The organism is Enterobacter cloacae complex sp. P1B (assembly GCF_014982345.1).
Classification (GTDB): domain Bacteria; phylum Pseudomonadota; class Gammaproteobacteria; order Enterobacterales; family Enterobacteriaceae; genus Enterobacter; species Enterobacter bugandensis.
In genome coordinates this window covers 73,939-89,648 of the sequence record NZ_JADCLF010000017.1, presented here as the reverse complement: position 1 = coordinate 89,648, position 15,710 = coordinate 73,939, and the positions used below count along the sequence as shown (strand labels likewise).

The 15,710-nt window shown below is 58.8% G+C and carries 11 protein-coding genes; 3 read left to right on the top strand and 8 right to left on the bottom strand.

Features of this window, described 5'->3' with window-relative positions:
• The first annotated feature begins 17 nt into the window (after window positions 1-17).
• Entirely contained in the window at window positions 18-2,381 is a 2,364-nt protein-coding gene (locus INF77_RS21080; protein WP_193531998.1) for a TIM-barrel domain-containing protein, read from the top strand.
• A 187-nt stretch (window positions 2,382-2,568) separates the two neighbouring features.
• Here the strand turns inward: INF77_RS21080 and INF77_RS21075 are convergent, their stop codons facing one another.
• Window positions 2,569-4,164, bottom strand: a complete 1,596-nt coding sequence (locus INF77_RS21075; RefSeq protein WP_088204904.1) for an ABC-F family ATPase — start codon at window positions 4,162-4,164, stop codon at window positions 2,569-2,571.
• A 222-nt stretch (window positions 4,165-4,386) separates the two neighbouring features.
• On the opposite strand from INF77_RS21075, the gene ldtB reads away from it, so the two are divergent.
• Window positions 4,387-5,307 (top strand): L,D-transpeptidase, encoded by a 921-nt coding sequence (gene ldtB, locus INF77_RS21070; RefSeq protein ID WP_008501186.1) that lies wholly within the window; start codon window positions 4,387-4,389, stop codon window positions 5,305-5,307.
• Between the two features lie 41 nt (window positions 5,308-5,348).
• Here the strand turns inward: ldtB and INF77_RS21065 are convergent, their stop codons facing one another.
• Genes INF77_RS21065 through INF77_RS21055 form a run of 3 tightly spaced genes read right to left on the bottom strand, consistent with a single transcriptional unit; the run spans window position 5,349 to window position 8,831 of the window.
• Entirely contained in the window at window positions 5,349-6,065 is a 717-nt protein-coding gene (locus INF77_RS21065; protein ID WP_025912880.1) for a GntR family transcriptional regulator, read from the bottom strand.
• A gap of 15 nt (window positions 6,066-6,080) precedes the next feature.
• A complete protein-coding gene (locus tag INF77_RS21060) occupies window positions 6,081-7,403 on the bottom strand; it encodes a PTS sugar transporter subunit IIC (RefSeq protein WP_193531999.1) in 1,323 nt (440 codons plus the stop codon).
• Window positions 7,404-7,454: 51 nt separating this feature from the next.
• The gene (locus tag INF77_RS21055; RefSeq protein WP_193532000.1) at window positions 7,455-8,831 is read right to left on the bottom strand and encodes a glycoside hydrolase family 1 protein; all 1,377 of its coding nucleotides are present in this window, start codon (window positions 8,829-8,831) and stop codon (window positions 7,455-7,457) included.
• 298 nt (window positions 8,832-9,129) lie between these two features.
• Here INF77_RS21055 and INF77_RS21050 point away from each other — a divergent pair, with 298 nt between their 5' ends.
• On the top strand, window positions 9,130-10,233 hold the full coding sequence (locus INF77_RS21050) for a succinylglutamate desuccinylase/aspartoacylase family protein (protein ID WP_080472188.1): 1,104 nt from the start codon (window positions 9,130-9,132) through the stop codon (window positions 10,231-10,233).
• A 98-nt stretch (window positions 10,234-10,331) separates the two neighbouring features.
• On the opposite strand, the gene INF77_RS21045 is transcribed toward INF77_RS21050, so the two are convergent.
• From INF77_RS21045 to INF77_RS21030, 4 genes are all read right to left on the bottom strand, one after another.
• Window positions 10,332-11,372 carry an aldo/keto reductase gene (locus INF77_RS21045; RefSeq protein WP_193532001.1) on the bottom strand — a complete coding sequence of 347 codons (1,041 nt, stop codon included), beginning with the start codon at window positions 11,370-11,372 and terminating at the stop codon, window positions 10,332-10,334.
• A gap of 103 nt (window positions 11,373-11,475) precedes the next feature.
• On the bottom strand, window positions 11,476-12,999 hold the full coding sequence (locus INF77_RS21040) for an efflux transporter outer membrane subunit (RefSeq protein ID WP_193532002.1): 1,524 nt from the start codon (window positions 12,997-12,999) through the stop codon (window positions 11,476-11,478).
• The gene (locus INF77_RS21035; RefSeq protein ID WP_028012453.1) at window positions 12,999-14,570 is read right to left on the bottom strand and encodes a DHA2 family efflux MFS transporter permease subunit; all 1,572 of its coding nucleotides are present in this window, start codon (window positions 14,568-14,570) and stop codon (window positions 12,999-13,001) included. Before INF77_RS21035 ends, INF77_RS21040 begins: the two co-directional genes overlap by 1 nt.
• A complete protein-coding gene (locus tag INF77_RS21030; RefSeq protein WP_041910714.1) occupies window positions 14,567-15,661 on the bottom strand; it encodes an HlyD family secretion protein in 1,095 nt (364 codons plus the stop codon). The genes INF77_RS21035 and INF77_RS21030 overlap by 4 nt, the downstream gene beginning before the upstream one ends.
• Between the last annotated feature and the right edge of the window lie 49 nt (window positions 15,662-15,710).

The following is a 15,710-nucleotide window of genomic DNA, read 5'->3' as shown; positions in this document are numbered from 1 at the left end:
TAGTGGATGTATTGCATATGAAAACCCTGAAAAACTGGACCGTCGATAAGCAATCTGCGAATCATCTGGAGCTGCTGGTGGATAATCAGCACCGCCTGTGCCTGTACGTGCTGGAACAGAACCTGTTCCGCGTGCTGATCAAACGCAAAGGCGAGATGGCGCTGGACCGCACCTGGAGCATCGCCCCGGAACAAGACGTGCCGTGGGAAGGCCGCCGTCGTGACGACTTGAGCGGTTTCTCCTGCCCGGCCTGGACCCTGACGCAGCAGGATGACGCAGTGACGGTGGCAACCGAGCAGCTGCGCGTGACCGTCCACCAGCCCCTGTGGCTGGAGTGGCACTACCGTAATGATGCGGGCGAATGGCAGCCGCTGGTCCAGGATCGCCCGACCAGCGCCTACCTGCTGAACGCCCACGGCGACGGCGTGGCGCACTATCTCAGCCGCCGCAAGGACGAGCGTTTCTACGGCCTGGGTGAGAAAGCGGGCGATCTGCAGCGCAACGGCAAACGCTACGAGATGCGTAACCTGGACGCCATGGGTTACAACGCCGCCAGCACCGATCCGCTTTATAAGCACATTCCGTTTACCCTCACCCGCCGCGATGACGTGAGCTACGGCCTGTTCTACGACAACCTGAGCAGCTGCTGGCTGGATCTGGGCAACGAGATCGACAACTATCACACCGCCTATCGCCGCTGGCAGGCGGAAGCGGGCGATATTGATTACTACCTCTTTACCGGCGCGCGCGCGCTGGACGTCACCAAAGCCTTTGTGCGCCTGACCGGGAAAACGCTGTTTGGGCCGAAGTGGAGCCTGGGCTACAGCGGCTCGACCATGCACTACACCGACGCGCCGGACGCGCAAAACCAGCTGATGAGCTTCATCCGCCTGTGCGAAGAGCACGCCATTCCGTGCGATTCGTTCCAGCTCTCGTCCGGCTATACCTCCATCAACGGCAAGCGCTACGTCTTCAACTGGAACTACGACAAAGTGCCGCAACCGAAGGCGATGAGCCAGGCCTTCCACGACGCGGGACTGAAGCTTGCGGCCAACATCAAGCCGTGCCTGCTGCAGGATCATCCCCGCTATAACGAAGTGGCGGAACGCGGCCTGTTCATTCGCGATTCAGAAACCGATGCACCGGAACGTTCCAGCTTCTGGGATGACGAAGGCTCGCACCTCGACTTTACCAACCCGCAGACGGTGCAGTGGTGGCAGAACGGCGTGACCACGCAGTTGCTGGAGATGGGTATCGACTCCACCTGGAACGACAACAACGAGTATGAAGTGTGGGACGGGGAAGCCCGCTGCTTTGGCTTCGGCAAGGAGATCGCCATCAAGCATATTCGCCCGGTGATGCCGCTGCTGATGATGCGCGCCTCGCTGGAAGCGCAGCAGCGCTTTGCGCCGGAAAAACGCCCGTATCTCATCTCCCGCTCCGGCTGCGCCGGGATGCAGCGCTACGTTCAGACCTGGAGCGGCGACAACCGCACCAACTGGGACACCCTGCGCTATAACATCCGCATGGGGCTGGGCATGAGCCTGTCCGGGCTGTTCAACGTCGGTCACGACGTGGGCGGTTTCTCCGGCGACAAGCCGGACGCCGAGCTGTTCGTGCGCTGGGTGCAGAACGGCGTAATGCACCCGCGCTTTACCATCCATTCATGGAATGACGATCGCACCGTGAACGAGCCGTGGATGTACCCGGGCGTGACCCCTGCGATCCGCAGCGCCATTGAGCTGCGCTACCGCCTGCTGCCGTATCTCTACACCCTGCTCTGGCAGGCGCACGCCGACGACGAGCCGATGCTGCGCCCGACCTTCCTCGACCACGAGCACGACGCGCAGACCTTTAAAGAGTGCGACGACTTCCTGCTGGGCCGCGACCTGCTGGTCGCCAGCGTCGTCGAAGCCGGGCAGCGCGAGCGCCGCGTCTGGCTGCCGGATAACGCAACGGGCTGGTACGATTTTTACACCCACGCGTGGTATGCGGGCGGGCAATCCATCGTCCTTGATGCGCCGCTGGAAAAACTGCCGCTGCTGGTGCGCGCCGGGGCCGGTCTGCCGCTGAGCGAGCGCATCACGCATGTGAGTGCTGAAAAAGATACGACCCGCGAGCTGAAGCTGTTCCCGGTTAAAGGCGTCGGCACAACCACGGGGCTGCTGTTTGAGGACGACGGTGAAAGCTGGGGCTATCAGAAGGGCAATGCGCTGTGGGTGGAATGGGAAATGGAGTGTGATGGCGCAACCATCAACCTGAAGGTCAACGCGCGCGGGGATTATCGTCCGGCGTGGAAGGCGCTGAAGGTGTCATTACCTGTAGGGGAAAAACGTACGCTGCGGGTGAACGGGGTTGAAGGGAGCGAGTGGGTGGTGTAGTGCGGCCTGATGCCCTCACCCTAGCCCTCTCCCACAGGGAGAGGGGATAAAGGCACGACGCCTTTCCCTAAGTATTTCGCGCTGCAGGAAGGCGGCAAACCTGTGAATCCCCGGGAGCTTACATAAGTAAGTGACCGGGGTGAACAGGTGCAGCCAACGCATCTGCAGCGTGAAAGACGACGGGAAATTAGCCGTCGATACCTTTGCTGCGCAGGTAATCTTCGTAGTTACCGGTGAAGTCCACCACGCGCTCTGGCATAATTTCGATCACGCGGGTCGCCAGGGAGCTGACGAACTCACGGTCGTGAGAGACGAAGATCAGGGTGCCCTGATACATCTCCAGCGCCATGTTCAGCGATTCGATCGATTCCATGTCCAGGTGGTTGGTCGGTTCGTCCATCACCAGAATGTTCGGTTTTTCCATCATCAGCTTGCCGAACAGCATGCGGCCTTTTTCACCACCGGAGAGCACTTTGGCCGGCTTTTTGATGTCGTCCTGGCTGAACAGCAAACGACCCAGAATGCTGCGCACCGCCTGCTCGTCGTCACCTTCCTGCTTCCACTGGCTCATCCAGTCGAAGACGGTCAGGTCGTTTTCGAACTCATATTCGTGGTCCTGCGCGTAGTAACCAATCTGCGCGTTTTCAGACCACTTCACGGTGCCGTTGTCCGGCTGCAGTTCACCCACCAAGGTTTTCAGCAGGGTAGATTTACCCACGCCGTTGGCGCCCAGAATGGCAATCTTCTCACCCACTTCCAGCAGCAGGTTGAAGTTTTTAAACAGCGGGCCTTCATCAAAGCCTTTGGTCAGCGCCTCAACTTCCAGCGCGTTACGGAACAGTTTCTTGTCCTGCTCGAAGCGGATGAACGGGTTCTGACGGCTGGAGGCCTTCACTTCTTCCAGCTTAATTTTGTCGATCTGACGGGCACGCGATGTTGCCTGACGGGATTTAGAGGCGTTAGCGCTGAAGCGGCTCACGAAGGATTGCAGGTCCGCAATCTGCGCTTTCTTCTTGGCGTTGTCGGCAAGCAGACGTTCACGCGCCTGGGTGGCTGCCGTCATGTATTCGTCGTAGTTGCCCGGATATACGCGCAGCTCGCCGTAGTCCAGATCCGCCATGTGCGTACAGACCATGTTCAGGAAGTGACGGTCGTGCGAGATGATGATCATGGTGCTGTCGCGGTCGTTCAGCGTCTGCTCCAGCCAGCGGATGGTATCGATGTCCAGGTTGTTCGTTGGTTCGTCGAGCAGCAGGATGTCCGGGTTAGAGAACAGCGCCTGTGCCAGCAGCACGCGCAGCTTCCAGCCTGGCGCGACTTCGCTCATCGGGCCGTAATGCTGTTCAACCGGAATACCCACGCCCAGCAGCAGCTCGCCCGCACGCGCTTCCGCAGAGTAACCGTCCATTTCGCCGTACTGGGTTTCCAGATCGGCCACTTTATAGCCGTCTTCTTCGCTCATTTCGGCGAGACCGTAGATACGATCGCGCTCCTGCTTCACTTCCCACAGCTCCGCGTGCCCCATGATCACGGTGTCGAGCACGGTGAACTCTTCGAAGGCAAACTGATCCTGACGCAGCTTACCGATACGCTCGTTCGGATCGAGCGACACGTTGCCCAGCGTCGGCTCTAAATCGCCGCCGAGGATCTTCATAAAGGTGGATTTTCCGCTACCGTTGGCACCAATCAGGCCGTAACGGTTGCCGCCGCCAAATTTGACGGAAATGTTTTCGAACAGCGGCTTACTGCCAAACTGCATAGTGACGTTGCTGGTAACTAACACGGAGAGATTCCTGCGAAAAGTGTGATAAACACGGCATTATGCCACAATTCCGAATTGAGATCCCGTGTTGCGGCAATCCACTAAACTTTAACAAAATCGAAAAAAATGTGATTTCGTACACATCTGAATTCCCTGTTAGCGGGAATGCACATATAATGCGCTCCCATCACAGATTCAGACTTATCAACTCATCGCCTGAATGGCTTAGATACCTCGCACAACATGAACATGAAATTAACAACGCTTTTTGCGGCGGCGTTAGCCGTAGTAGGTTTTTGTAAGACCGCCTCTGCGGTGACGTATCCCCTGCCGACAGACGGAAGCCGTCTGGTGGGTCAAAACCAGGTGGTGACGGTGCCTGAGGGCAACTCTCAGCCGCTGGAGTATTTCGCCGCGCAGTACCAGCTGGGCCTGTCCAACATGCTGGAAGCGAACCCGGGCGTTGACCCGTATCTGCCAAAAGCAGGTACCGTGCTGAATATTCCTCAGCAGCTGATCCTGCCGGATACCGTTCATGAAGGCATCGTGATTAACAGCGCCGAAATGCGTCTGTATTACTACCCGAAAGGCACTAACACCGTGATCGTGCTGCCAATCGGTATCGGTCAGTTGGGCAAAGACACCCCGCTGAACTGGACCACCAAAGTAGAGCGTAAGAAAGCGGGCCCAACCTGGACGCCGACGGCTAAAATGCACGCGGAATACATCGCTGCGGGCGAGCCGCTGCCCGCCGTTGTGCCAGCCGGCCCGGATAACCCGATGGGCCTGTACGCGCTGTACATTGGTCGTCTGTACGCCATCCACGGCACCAACGCCAACTTCGGTATCGGCCTGCGCGTGAGCCACGGCTGCGTGCGCCTGCGTAACGACGACATCAAGTTCCTGTTCGAAAACGTGCCGGTCGGTACGCGCGTGCAGTTCATCAACGAACCGGTGAAAGCGACGTCTGAGCCAGACGGCAGCCGCTACATCGAAGTGCACAACCCGCTGTCCACCAGCGAAGACCAGATCAACAACAACGAGATCGTGCCGATTACGCTGAACAGCGCGGTGCAGTCAGTGACCTCTCAGCCAGACGTGGAAACCACCATCGTCGACCAGGCGATTCAGAACCGTTCCGGTATGCCGGTGCGTCTGAACTAATCACGCGCATCAAAAAAGCGGGCCTCGAGGCCCGCTTTTTTTTATCCGTTATTCACAATCACAATCCCGCCGTGGTCGTAGCGATAGTGGCAGTGGGCATACTCCAGCGGCGTGCCATCTTCCAGATAAATGACCTGCTCCACCTCCAGCACCGGATCGGTTTCCTCACAGACCAGATGCTCTCTGTCCAGCGCGCTGGGCTTTAGAGCCCGCACGACCCGGTATGACCCCATAATTTTCAGCCCCAGGGTTTCCTGAACGTACTGAAACACCGAACCTTCAAGGTGGTTTTTCGTCAGGCCCGGCACCAGATTCATCGGCATCACTGTGGAATCCAGCGACATTGGTTCGCCGTTCAGTAAACGCAGGCGAATGAAGTCGTAGATCGGCGCATCGGCGTTAATCATCAGCGACGCCTGCTCTTTTTCGTTGGGGAAGCGCAGTTCGAAATGCACCACCTGGCTCGTGACCGTACCCAGATGCGCCCAGGTTTTGGTCGCGCCAAAGTAGTCGCTGCCGGAGAGATCCCACTGCGAGAGCTGGAGGAAGTTTTTGCGGATGAACGTCCCCTGCCCCTGACGGGTGTAGACCAGCCCTTCGACGATCAGCTGGCGCATCGCCTGCTGAATAGTCATCCGGCTGGTGCTGAACTCAGCCGCCAGTGCAAACTGGTCCGGCAGGGGTTCGTTGGCGGCGTACTGCTGGCTGATAATGCGTTTCTTAATTTCCCGCGCTATGGTGATGTACTTCGCCGCCATCGTCCTTCCTTTCTGTTAGTTTTCTATCCCGCTGTTTTTCATGGCCACTCGCTCGGCAATTTTGAGGAAAGGCAGGTAGAAGAATACACCAAATACGATGATTGCCAACTGGACCACCACGGCGCGCCAGTCCCCCGCCGTCGCCAGCCAGGCGCTCAGGATCGGCGGCGTGGTCCAGGGGATCATCACCACGCAGCGGGACATTAACCCCAGCGTGGTGCAGAGCCAGGCGAAGTAAATGCCGATGGCGGGTAGCAGCACAAACGGGATCATCAGCGGCAGGTTAAAGACGATCGGCAGGCCGAAAATCACCGGTTCGTTGATGTTGAATAAGCCAGGTGCCAGCGACAGACGCGCCACCTGCTTCGCCGACTGCTGGCGCGAGAAGATAAAGATGGCGATCAGCAGCGAGATCGTGCTGCCCGTGCCGCCCACCATGCCAAACGTCGGCACGAAAATATTGTTGATGATGTGCGGGATCGGCTGACCGTTGGCGAAGGCCAGCATGTTCTCGTTGGTGTTAATCAGCAGAAACGGCTCCAGCACCACGCTGTTGACCACCGACTGATGAATACCGAGCGTGAACAGGAAGTTGCCGAAGCTGTAGATGAAAATCGTCCCCGGCAGGCTGGTGTTGATCAGCCGCAGCGGCTGCTGGATAAAGGTCGTAATGAGATGGATCAGATCCGTATGCAGCACGTTTGCCAGGATCGCCGCCAGCACCGCGAACAGGGAGAGCGTGAGGATCGTCGGGATCAGCGCGGTAAAGGATTTGCTCACCGCCGGGGGTACGTTTTCCCCCAGCGAAATGTGCAGCGCCTTCAGCCGCGAAATGGCGATGAACAGCTCGGTGGAGAGCAGGCCAATCAGCACCCCGGCGAAAATCCCGGTGGAACCGATATTGGCGAAGGTCAGCACCTGCGTGACGTTCACCGCAGCGTCGCTGCCAACGGGCGTAACCTGTAAGCGCATCGGCATCATGATGATAAAACTGCTGACGGCGATAACCACTGCCGAGACCGGATTGTCGAAATCTTTGTTGCGCGCCAGCGACCAGGCAATCATCGGCGCCAGCAGCAGCGCGGCGATGTTCAGCGTACCGTTAATAATCGCCTCGCCCCACACCTTAAACTGTGTGAGCGTGTCGCCCTCAAAAATCCACGGGAACACCACGTTGTTCACCAGCACCGCCAGACCGGCGAGGATGAAAATCGGCATCACCGTGGCGAAGGCGTCGCGCAGGGATCGCAGGTGCACCTGGTTTGCCAGGCGCGCCGAGAACTCAACAAATTTGTCGACAAAAGACTGCATGTGCGGTGTGATTTTTGTTTCAGACATAGCGGAGTGTTCCCATCAATCAGTCACAAAAACGGCCCGGCAGCGTACGGCTTACATCTCGCGTCCGTTGGTATGGATAACCTGTTTTAACCACGCGTAGCTCTTCTTCGGCACGCGCTTCAGGTCTTTAAGGTCATGATTCTCGCGGTTGACGTAGACCACGCCGTAGCGCTTACGCATGTCCCCCTGCGAGCTGAGAATGTCAATTAACCCCCAGCCGAGATAGCCAATGACCTCTGCGCCATCCTCGAACATGGCTTCCTGCATGGCCTCGATATGCGCCCGGTGGTAGTCGATGCGGTAGGTATCCTCAATCGGGTTAACCCCGTCCCAGGACTCAATCACCCCAATACCGTTTTCAATCGGGAAGACCGGCAGGCGCCAGTCGTTGGCATAGCGAGTGATGATGGTGCGAAAGCCCAGCGGATCGATCTGCCAGTTCCACTCGGTGGCTTTCAGGTAGGGGTTATTTTTCTCACCGTGCAGCAGGTAATAGTTGACCGGCGTGCCTTCCGGGATCGCATCGCTGTCCAGCGTTTTGCTGGCGTAGTAGCTGAAGGCCATAAAGTCGTTTTTCGTGCGGGCAAACAGAGCGAGATCGTCGGCGCGATAGATATCACCGAAGCCCTCCTGCTCTACCACCGCCATCACCGCCGGGCTGTAGCCCTGGCCGGCAAAGACGCGCAGCAGGTTCTGGTTGAGGAATTCGTCATACTGCTGGGCGCAGAAGATATCGCGCGGCTTGCAGGTGGCCGGATAGATCAGCTGGTGCGCCAGCATGCCGCCCATTAGCTGGCCCGGTTTTGTCTGGTGCAGATACTCGGTCAGCGACATGTGCGCCACCATCGCATGGTGCTGAAGCTCATACAGCTCGCGCAGGGTTTTCTCGCCTTTCATATAGCCGGAAATGCGGAACGCTTCCGGCATATGGAAGATGTTCTGCTCGTTAAAGGTCAGCCAGTACTTTACCCGGTCGCCGAAGCAGTCGATCATCTTTTTGCCGTAGCGGATAAAAGCCTCCACCACGCGGCGATCGTTGAAGCCGTTGTACTCCTGCGCCAGCGCCAGCGGCATGTCGAAGTGGTAGAGGCAGACCATCGGCTCGATGCCGCGGGCGATGAGATCGTCAATAAAGCGGTCGTAAAAGGCGATGCCCTCGTCGTTGAACGCGCCGTCGCCCTGCGGGCAGACGCGGCTCCAGGAGATCTGGAAGCGGTAGCAGTTCATGCCCAGATCCTGCATCAGGTCGAAATCTTCCCGGTAGCGATGGTAGGAGTCGGTCGCCACCTTCCAGTCGGAGACGTTTTCTCCGGCTTCACGAATGTCGTACACCGACATCCCCTTCCCACCCTCGTTCCAGGCCCCTTCCGTCTGCATGCTGGATACCGAGTTGCCCCATAAAAAGTTGGCCGGCAGTGAATTGTTCATGCTCTCTCCCTATATGACTAGTCATTTAAAATCTCATGACTAGTCATATAGGCGAAGATGAAATTTCGATCAAAGGGGAGGATCGTTTTTTGTGAGGAATGTCGGAAAGAAGCGCTAAGCAGGAAAAATGAAGAGCGAAATCCTGTTATTCAGGCCTGAGCGTTAGCCTATGCAGAATCACATTTCCTGCTCGTGCCGCTGGCTGGCCTCATAAAATCATTATTAACTTAATGCGCACCAACCACGGCTCAGGCCGGAACATAAAAATCTCAACCCTATCAAATGGAAAATGACGCTCATGAAGATATCTACTCGCCGTATCGCATTCGCTCTTAGCTTAGCGTTGCCCGGCTCAATGACTCACGCGGCAACGGTGTATACGGGTGATAAAGTGCAGGGAGTGCCGGTTATCTCTACGCTGGATGTATCAGACCTGCCAGCCGGACAACATCGCTTCATGTTCGAGGGGGTTGAGACAGGAACGGGACAGCGCTGGTATGTACCCATAATGGTGGCAAAAGGGAAAACGGACGGGAAGAAAGTCCTTCTGCAGGCGGGCGTCCACGGGGATGAGCTAAACGGTGTGCGCATCGTACAAAAAGTGATGGAACAACTGGACCCCGAAAAAATGAACGGCAGCGTTATTGGCATCATTGGCCCAAACCGTTCTGGCCTTGAGAGAGTCTCCCGGACATGGTCTGTTTCAACCGATGGGGGTGAAACGATCGACTACAACCGCGTCCATCCAGGAAAAGAAACGGGTAACCCTGCTGAGCGTCAGGCATGGATGATGTGGAACAAGGTTTACAAGGGGAATGTCGACCTGGCGATTGACTATCACACCCAGTCTACCGGAACGGCTTATCCGCTGTTCATTTATGCCGACTACCGCAATGCGGATGCCCGGACAATTGCGGAACTTTTTCCGGCAGATCAAATTAAGAAAGACCCCGGCGAAGCCGGCTCAATGGAAACCACCTTTATTCAAAATGGTATCCCGGCGATAACGGCCGAGACGGGAGAGCCGAGGATTTACCAGCAGGATATGATTGCCCGGGGTGTAGAGGGTGCCCTCAATGTACTGATCCATTACAAGGTGATTGAAGGCAAAATCGGCGCAACCGCCAGCAGCAATAAAACGTATATTGGTAATGCTATCAGTTCCATACGAGCAACTACGGGTGGGTTTGCGGAAGTTTTCGTTAAACCCGGCGACACGGTAAAAGCAGGACAAGAGGTCGCCCTGCAGCGAAATGCTTTCGGTGATGTTGTCGCGAAGTATTCAGCAGAACGGGACGGCAAAGTACTGGCAATTGGAACAGATGTGGTCAGAGAGCCCCGAGCCCTGCTGGTAAGAGTCCTTGAGCAAAACCCAGCCGCAACCTGCAAAGACGGCTGCTGATTACCGCCACAGCACATCGTTGAATCGGCAAAAGCAGCTTATCGCCATTTCTTCGATATCATCCCCGGCAGGCGAAGCGCCGCCGGGGATGAGGAGCGTTATTGTTGCGCAAGCTGATTGCGACGATATTCCCCCTGCCGCTCCAGCATCCAGCCCGGATATTCACGCGGCAGCGCGCTGACGGCATCCAGCTGCTTAAGCTCGTCTTCGCTGAGACGGATCCCGGTGGCGGCAATGTTGTCGTCCAGCTGCTCAACGCGCTTCGCGCCAATGATGACGCTGGTCACTGCCTTCTGGTGCAGCAGCCACGCCAGCGCGATTCGTGCGACGGAGACGCCCTTACTTTCGGCAATCACTCGCATCACGTCCACGCAGTCGAAGGCGCGATCTTTGTTCACAGGCGGGAAGTCAAACTCCAGACGGCGGCTACCGGCTTCGCTCTGCCCGTCGCGACCATATTTTCCACTCAGCAGGCCGCCCGCCAGCGGGCTCCAGACCATCAGCCCGACGCCTTCGCTCTGCATCATCGGCACCAGCTCGCGCTCAAGATCGCGCCCGGCGATGGTGTAGTACGCCTGGAGGGATGCGAAACGCGCCAGCCCGAGTCGCTCGGAAATGCCCAGCGCTTTGGCTATCTGCCACGCCGCCCAGTTCGAGACGCCGATGTAGCGCACGTGGCCGTGCTGCACCAGGCTATCCAGCGCATACAGCGTCTCCTCAATCGGCGTGGCCGGATCGAAACCGTGAAGCTGATAGAGATCGATATGATCGAGCTGCAGGCGGCGCAGGCTCTCCTTCACGCTGCTGATGATGTGATAGCGCGAGCTGCCGCGCGAGTTCACCCCCGCAGTGCCCGTTTCGCCGAACACCTTGGTGGCAACCACCACATTCTCGCGCGGGACATTGAGGTTTTTCAGCGCCTGCCCGAGGATCGCCTCCGAGCGCCCTTCCGAGTAAACGTCCGCGGTATCGATAAAGTTGATCCCGGCATCCAGCGCGCGGCCCACCAGCTGTTCTGCTTCGCTCTGCTGGAGCTGACCAATCTTGCCCCACATGCCGCCTTCTCCGCCGAAGGTCATGGTGCCGAGGCACAGTTCAGAAACGAACAGACCGGTGTTGCCCAGTTTTTGATAACGCATAAGATAATCCTCGCATGTCGATTGGGTACCCGATAGTTATACCCGCCCCTCAGCCATCGCGAATGTGGCGTTCCTGTCCGTTTCTTGCCCAATCCTCTGAATTTTATCCGCGCGGGGCGTCGCCAAAGACGCTGTAGTCCGGGAGCTGCACCTGCTGATACGGCTCCCAGCCGCCGCCGAGCGCCTTGTAGAGCGCCACCAGATCGAGAGCGCTTTGTACCTGCGCCTGCGCCCGCTGCTGCTCGGCCTGCGCCAGCTGACGCTGGGCGTCCAGCACGTCGATAAAGCTGGCGATCCCCTGCCGGTAGCTGTCGCTGGCAAGATCAAAGGCGTTTTGCAGCGCGTCGATGGTTTTCGCGAGACCCGCCTCACGCTGCTGGTCGGTGCGATAGCTCACCAGGGCATTTTCGACATCGCCGAGCGCGGTGAGCACCGTCTGGCGATAGTCCAGTACCGCAGCGCCCTGCTGCGCGCGCGCCACCTTGACGCTGGAGACCAGCCGACCGCCCTGGAAAATCGGAATGGAAACCTGCGGGCCGAAGCTGTAGAAGTGGCTGCTCCAGTCGGTCAGCCAGCCGGATTCGCTGTTGCGCAGGCCAAACTGTCCGGAGAGGGTAAAGCTCGGGAACAGCTCGGCCACCGAGACACCAATCTGCGCCGTGGCGGCATGAAGGTTGGCCTCCGCTTCGCGCACGTCCGGACGGCGGCGCGCCAGCGTGGACGGTATACCAGTCTGCACGATATCCGGCAGCGCGGGCATTGGCTGCGCGGATTGCAGCTCGCTATCCAGCGCCCCCGGCGGCTTGCCGAGCAGAATAGCCAGCCCGTTCATCGCCTGGCGTTCCTGGGCCTGATACTGCGGCAGCTGGGCTTCAAGATTGCCCAGCTGCGCCCGGGCGTTTTCCACGTCCATCTGCGGCGACAGCCCGCCGCGCTGGCGGCTTTCGGTCAGGTCCAGCGTCTGCTGCGCGCTTTTAATCTGAGTGTTCAGGGTAGCGTTAATGCTCTGCGCCCCGCGCAGCTGGAGCCACGCGCGCGCCACTTCCGCTTCCAGCGACACCAGCGCATCGTTACGCTGTTCGATGGCGGCCTTCTGCTGCGCCTCGGCGGCTTCCACCTGACGGCGCACCTTGCCCCAGAGGTCGATTTCCCACTGAGCGTCGAAGCTGCCCTGATAAAGGTTAATCGGCTGCGTCAGCGGCCCCAGCGCGCCTCTGAGTTCAGGGTCGACATTATCCAGCTGGTCGTACACGCCGTGGGATTTTAGCTCCCCTTCCAGCCCGAGCTGCTGGCGCGTCGCCTGCAGATTGCCGTTCACCGACGGGAAAAATGCCCCGCCCGCCTGGTTAATCTGTTCACGCGCCCCGGCAATGCGCAGTACCGTTTGCTGTAGCGTCAGGTTTCCGGCGATGGCGCGTTCAACCAGACTGTCGAGCTGCGGCGAGCCGAAGGTTTTCCACCAGCGCGGATTGGTCGCGGCGGAGGTGGTTTGCGATTTTACCGCGCTGTCGCCCTTATCGTTCCAGTGCGTAACGGCGGGTGGCGCAGGCTGCTGGTAGTCCGGCCCGACGGCGCAGCCCACCAGCAGCATCATTATCATCAGGGGGTGTAAACGTCTGTGTATCATCAGTGTGCTCCTGCACTCCCCTCGCTCTTAACCGGCGAGAGCAACAAACAAAACGGAATCAATAGCAAGGCCACGGCGCTCAGAATGGTGAAGACGTCGATGTAGGCCAGGAAGCGGGACTGCTCGATCATCGTCTGGTACATCCGCCCGGTGGCAATCCCGGTCGGATCGCCCACCTGGGTGGTGAAGTTCTGGATCGCCTGGGCGCTTTCGCGAATCGCCAGCTGGAACTGCTCGTTAAACGGCGAGGCGTGGTAGGCAAGGTGTGCGCTGTGCGCCTGCGCGCGCTCGGTGATGGCCGCCGTCGAGAGAGAAATCCCGATGGATCCCGCCACGTTGCGGAACATGGTAAACAGCGCCGCCGCATCGGCGTTGAGCCGTCTCGGTATCGAGATGAAGGCGATGGTGGTGAGCGGCACAAACAGGAACCCCAGACCAATCGACTGGGCGCTGCGGAACAGCACCAGGGTTTCGAAGTCAATATCCGGCGTCAGCGTGCGCGACCAGAAGAACGACACCGCCAGGCAGGTAAAGCCAAAGGCGATGATCCAGCGCGTCTGCACCACCGGCATCAGCTTCAGCACCAGCGGGATGGTCAGCACGATCAGCACCGCGCCGGGCGAGAGCACCAGCCCGGACCAGGTGGCGGTATAGCCCAGATCCTGCTGCGCCAGCTGCGGGATCACCACCGAGCTGCCGTAGAGGATCATCGCCATCCCCGCCATCAGCAGGCTGGAGATCGCGAAGTTGCGGTCCTTCATGCAGTGCAGATCCACCACCGGCTTTTTGGCATACATCAGCCAGTAGATTGCGCCAATAATGCCAACCAGCGTCAGCACCGCGAAGGTGCGGATAAAGTTCGAGTAGAACCAGTCGTCATCCTCGCCCCGGTCGAGCATCACCTGCAAACAGCCAAGGCCGAGGGCGATCAGGCCGATCCCCGTCCAGTCGATGGTCAGCTTCTCTTTTGATTTGCTCTCCCACGGCGGATCTTCCAGCAGCTGGTAGATCGCCAGCACCGTCACAATCCCCACCGGGATGTTGATAAAGAACACCCAGCGCCAGGAGTAGTTGTCGGTGATCCAGCCCCCCAGCGTCGGGCCGAGCACCGGCGCGACGATAATCGCAATGGAGGAAAGCCCAAACGCTTTGCCCCTGTCCTCCGGCTTGAAGTAGTCAAGCAGCACCGACTGCTGGGTGGGCTGTAGCCCGCCGCCAAAGAAGCCCTGCATCACGCGGAACAGGATGATTTGCCACAGCTCGGTGGCGATGCCGCACAGAAACGAGCAGATGGTGAACATCACGATGCAAATGAGGAAGAACTGCTTGCGGCCAAACAGCCGGCTCAGGAACGCCGAGATGGGCAGCACGATGCCGTTCGCCACCAGGTAGCTTGTCAGTACCCAGGTGGATTCGTCGTAGCTGGCCGAGAGCGACCCCGCCACGTGCGGCAGCGCGACGTTGACGATGGTGGTGTCCAGAATTTCCATGAACACCGCCAGGGTGACGACAATCGCCACCGCCCACGGGTTACTGGCGGGCTTCCAGTTATCGTGGCTATGATCCGTCATTCCACGGTGACCTTCGGTTCAACCGACAGCCCCAGCGGCAGCGGCTTGTTCGGATCCAGACCTTTATCAATGACGATTTTTACCGGTACGCGCTGAACAATCTTCACGAAGTTACCGGTGGCGTTTTCCGACGGGAAGGCGGAGAAGCGCGAGCCGCTGCCCTGCTGGATGCTGTCGATATGGCCTTCAAGCTCCATATCCGGCCAGGCATCCACGGAGACGCTAACCTTATCGCCGGGCTTCATGCGCTCAAGCTGGGACTCTTTAAAGTTCGCCACCACCCACACGTTCGGGGAGACCAGCGAGAACAGCGCGGTGCCCGCCTGCACCAGCGTGCCGGGCTGCACGTTGCGTTTGGTGACAAAGCCGTCGAACGGGGCGCGGACTTCGGTGTAAGAGAGGTTCAGATTCGCGGTTTCCAGCTGCGCTTTGGCCTGTTCGACCTGACGCTCGCGGGCTTCGACGTTGGTCTCCTGCTGGCGAATTTGCAGCTGTACCTGCTCCGCCACTTCCAGCTGCGCCTGTGCGCTGGCAAGGCCAGCCTGGGCGCTGCGCAGCTGAGCATTCGCAGAATCAATACTTTGCTGGGTGGTCGCGCGCGGGTCAACGCCGCGCTGGCGCCGGTACTCCGCCTGCGCGTTCGCCAGATCGGCCTGCGCTTTCAGCACCTGCGCTTTGGCTTCGTCACGCTGGGCGGGATACTGCACTTTTGAGAGCGCCAGCTGCGCCTGGGCCTGATGCAGCTGCGCTATAGCCAGCCCAAGCTGAGCCTGAGCCTGATCGCGCTGGGCGGTGGTATCGCGAGGATCGATCACCACCAGCACGTCCCCTTTCTTCACGCGCTGGTTATCCCGCACGCGAAGCTCGGTAACGTAGCCCGCCGTTTTGGGGGCAATGGTCACCACGTCGCCGTCGGTAAAGGCGTCGTCGGTCGTCTCTTCGTTGCGGGTTAAAAACCACCAGACCAGCGCCACGATCACCATCACGATGACCACGATGCCAAGGATAATTAACGGTTTTTTGCCCGGGCGTTTACGCTCGTTATTGTTTTTATCCTGCTCGTCAGCAGGTGGATTTTGTTCTTCTGCCATAATTCAGCAACGGTCCTGTCAGTGAGCGGCATCACACTATGCCGTTCAC

Coding starts and splice junctions, on each gene's coding strand:
- INF77_RS21080 (WP_193531998.1), top strand. CDS start 18: ATGAAAACCCTGAAAAACTGGACCGTCGATAAGCAATCTGCGAATCAT.
- ldtB (WP_008501186.1), top strand. CDS start 4,387: ATGAACATGAAATTAACAACGCTTTTTGCGGCGGCGTTAGCCGTAGTA.
- INF77_RS21065 (WP_025912880.1), bottom strand. CDS start 6,065: ATGGCGGCGAAGTACATCACCATAGCGCGGGAAATTAAGAAACGCATT.
- INF77_RS21060 (WP_193531999.1), bottom strand. CDS start 7,403: ATGTCTGAAACAAAAATCACACCGCACATGCAGTCTTTTGTCGACAAA.
- INF77_RS21055 (WP_193532000.1), bottom strand. CDS start 8,831: ATGAACAATTCACTGCCGGCCAACTTTTTATGGGGCAACTCGGTATCC.
- INF77_RS21050 (WP_080472188.1), top strand. CDS start 9,130: ATGAAGATATCTACTCGCCGTATCGCATTCGCTCTTAGCTTAGCGTTG.
- INF77_RS21045 (WP_193532001.1), bottom strand. CDS start 11,372: ATGCGTTATCAAAAACTGGGCAACACCGGTCTGTTCGTTTCTGAACTG.
- INF77_RS21040 (WP_193532002.1), bottom strand. CDS start 12,999: ATGATACACAGACGTTTACACCCCCTGATGATAATGATGCTGCTGGTG.
- INF77_RS21035 (WP_028012453.1), bottom strand. CDS start 14,570: ATGACGGATCATAGCCACGATAACTGGAAGCCCGCCAGTAACCCGTGG.
- INF77_RS21030 (WP_041910714.1), bottom strand. CDS start 15,661: ATGGCAGAAGAACAAAATCCACCTGCTGACGAGCAGGATAAAAACAAT.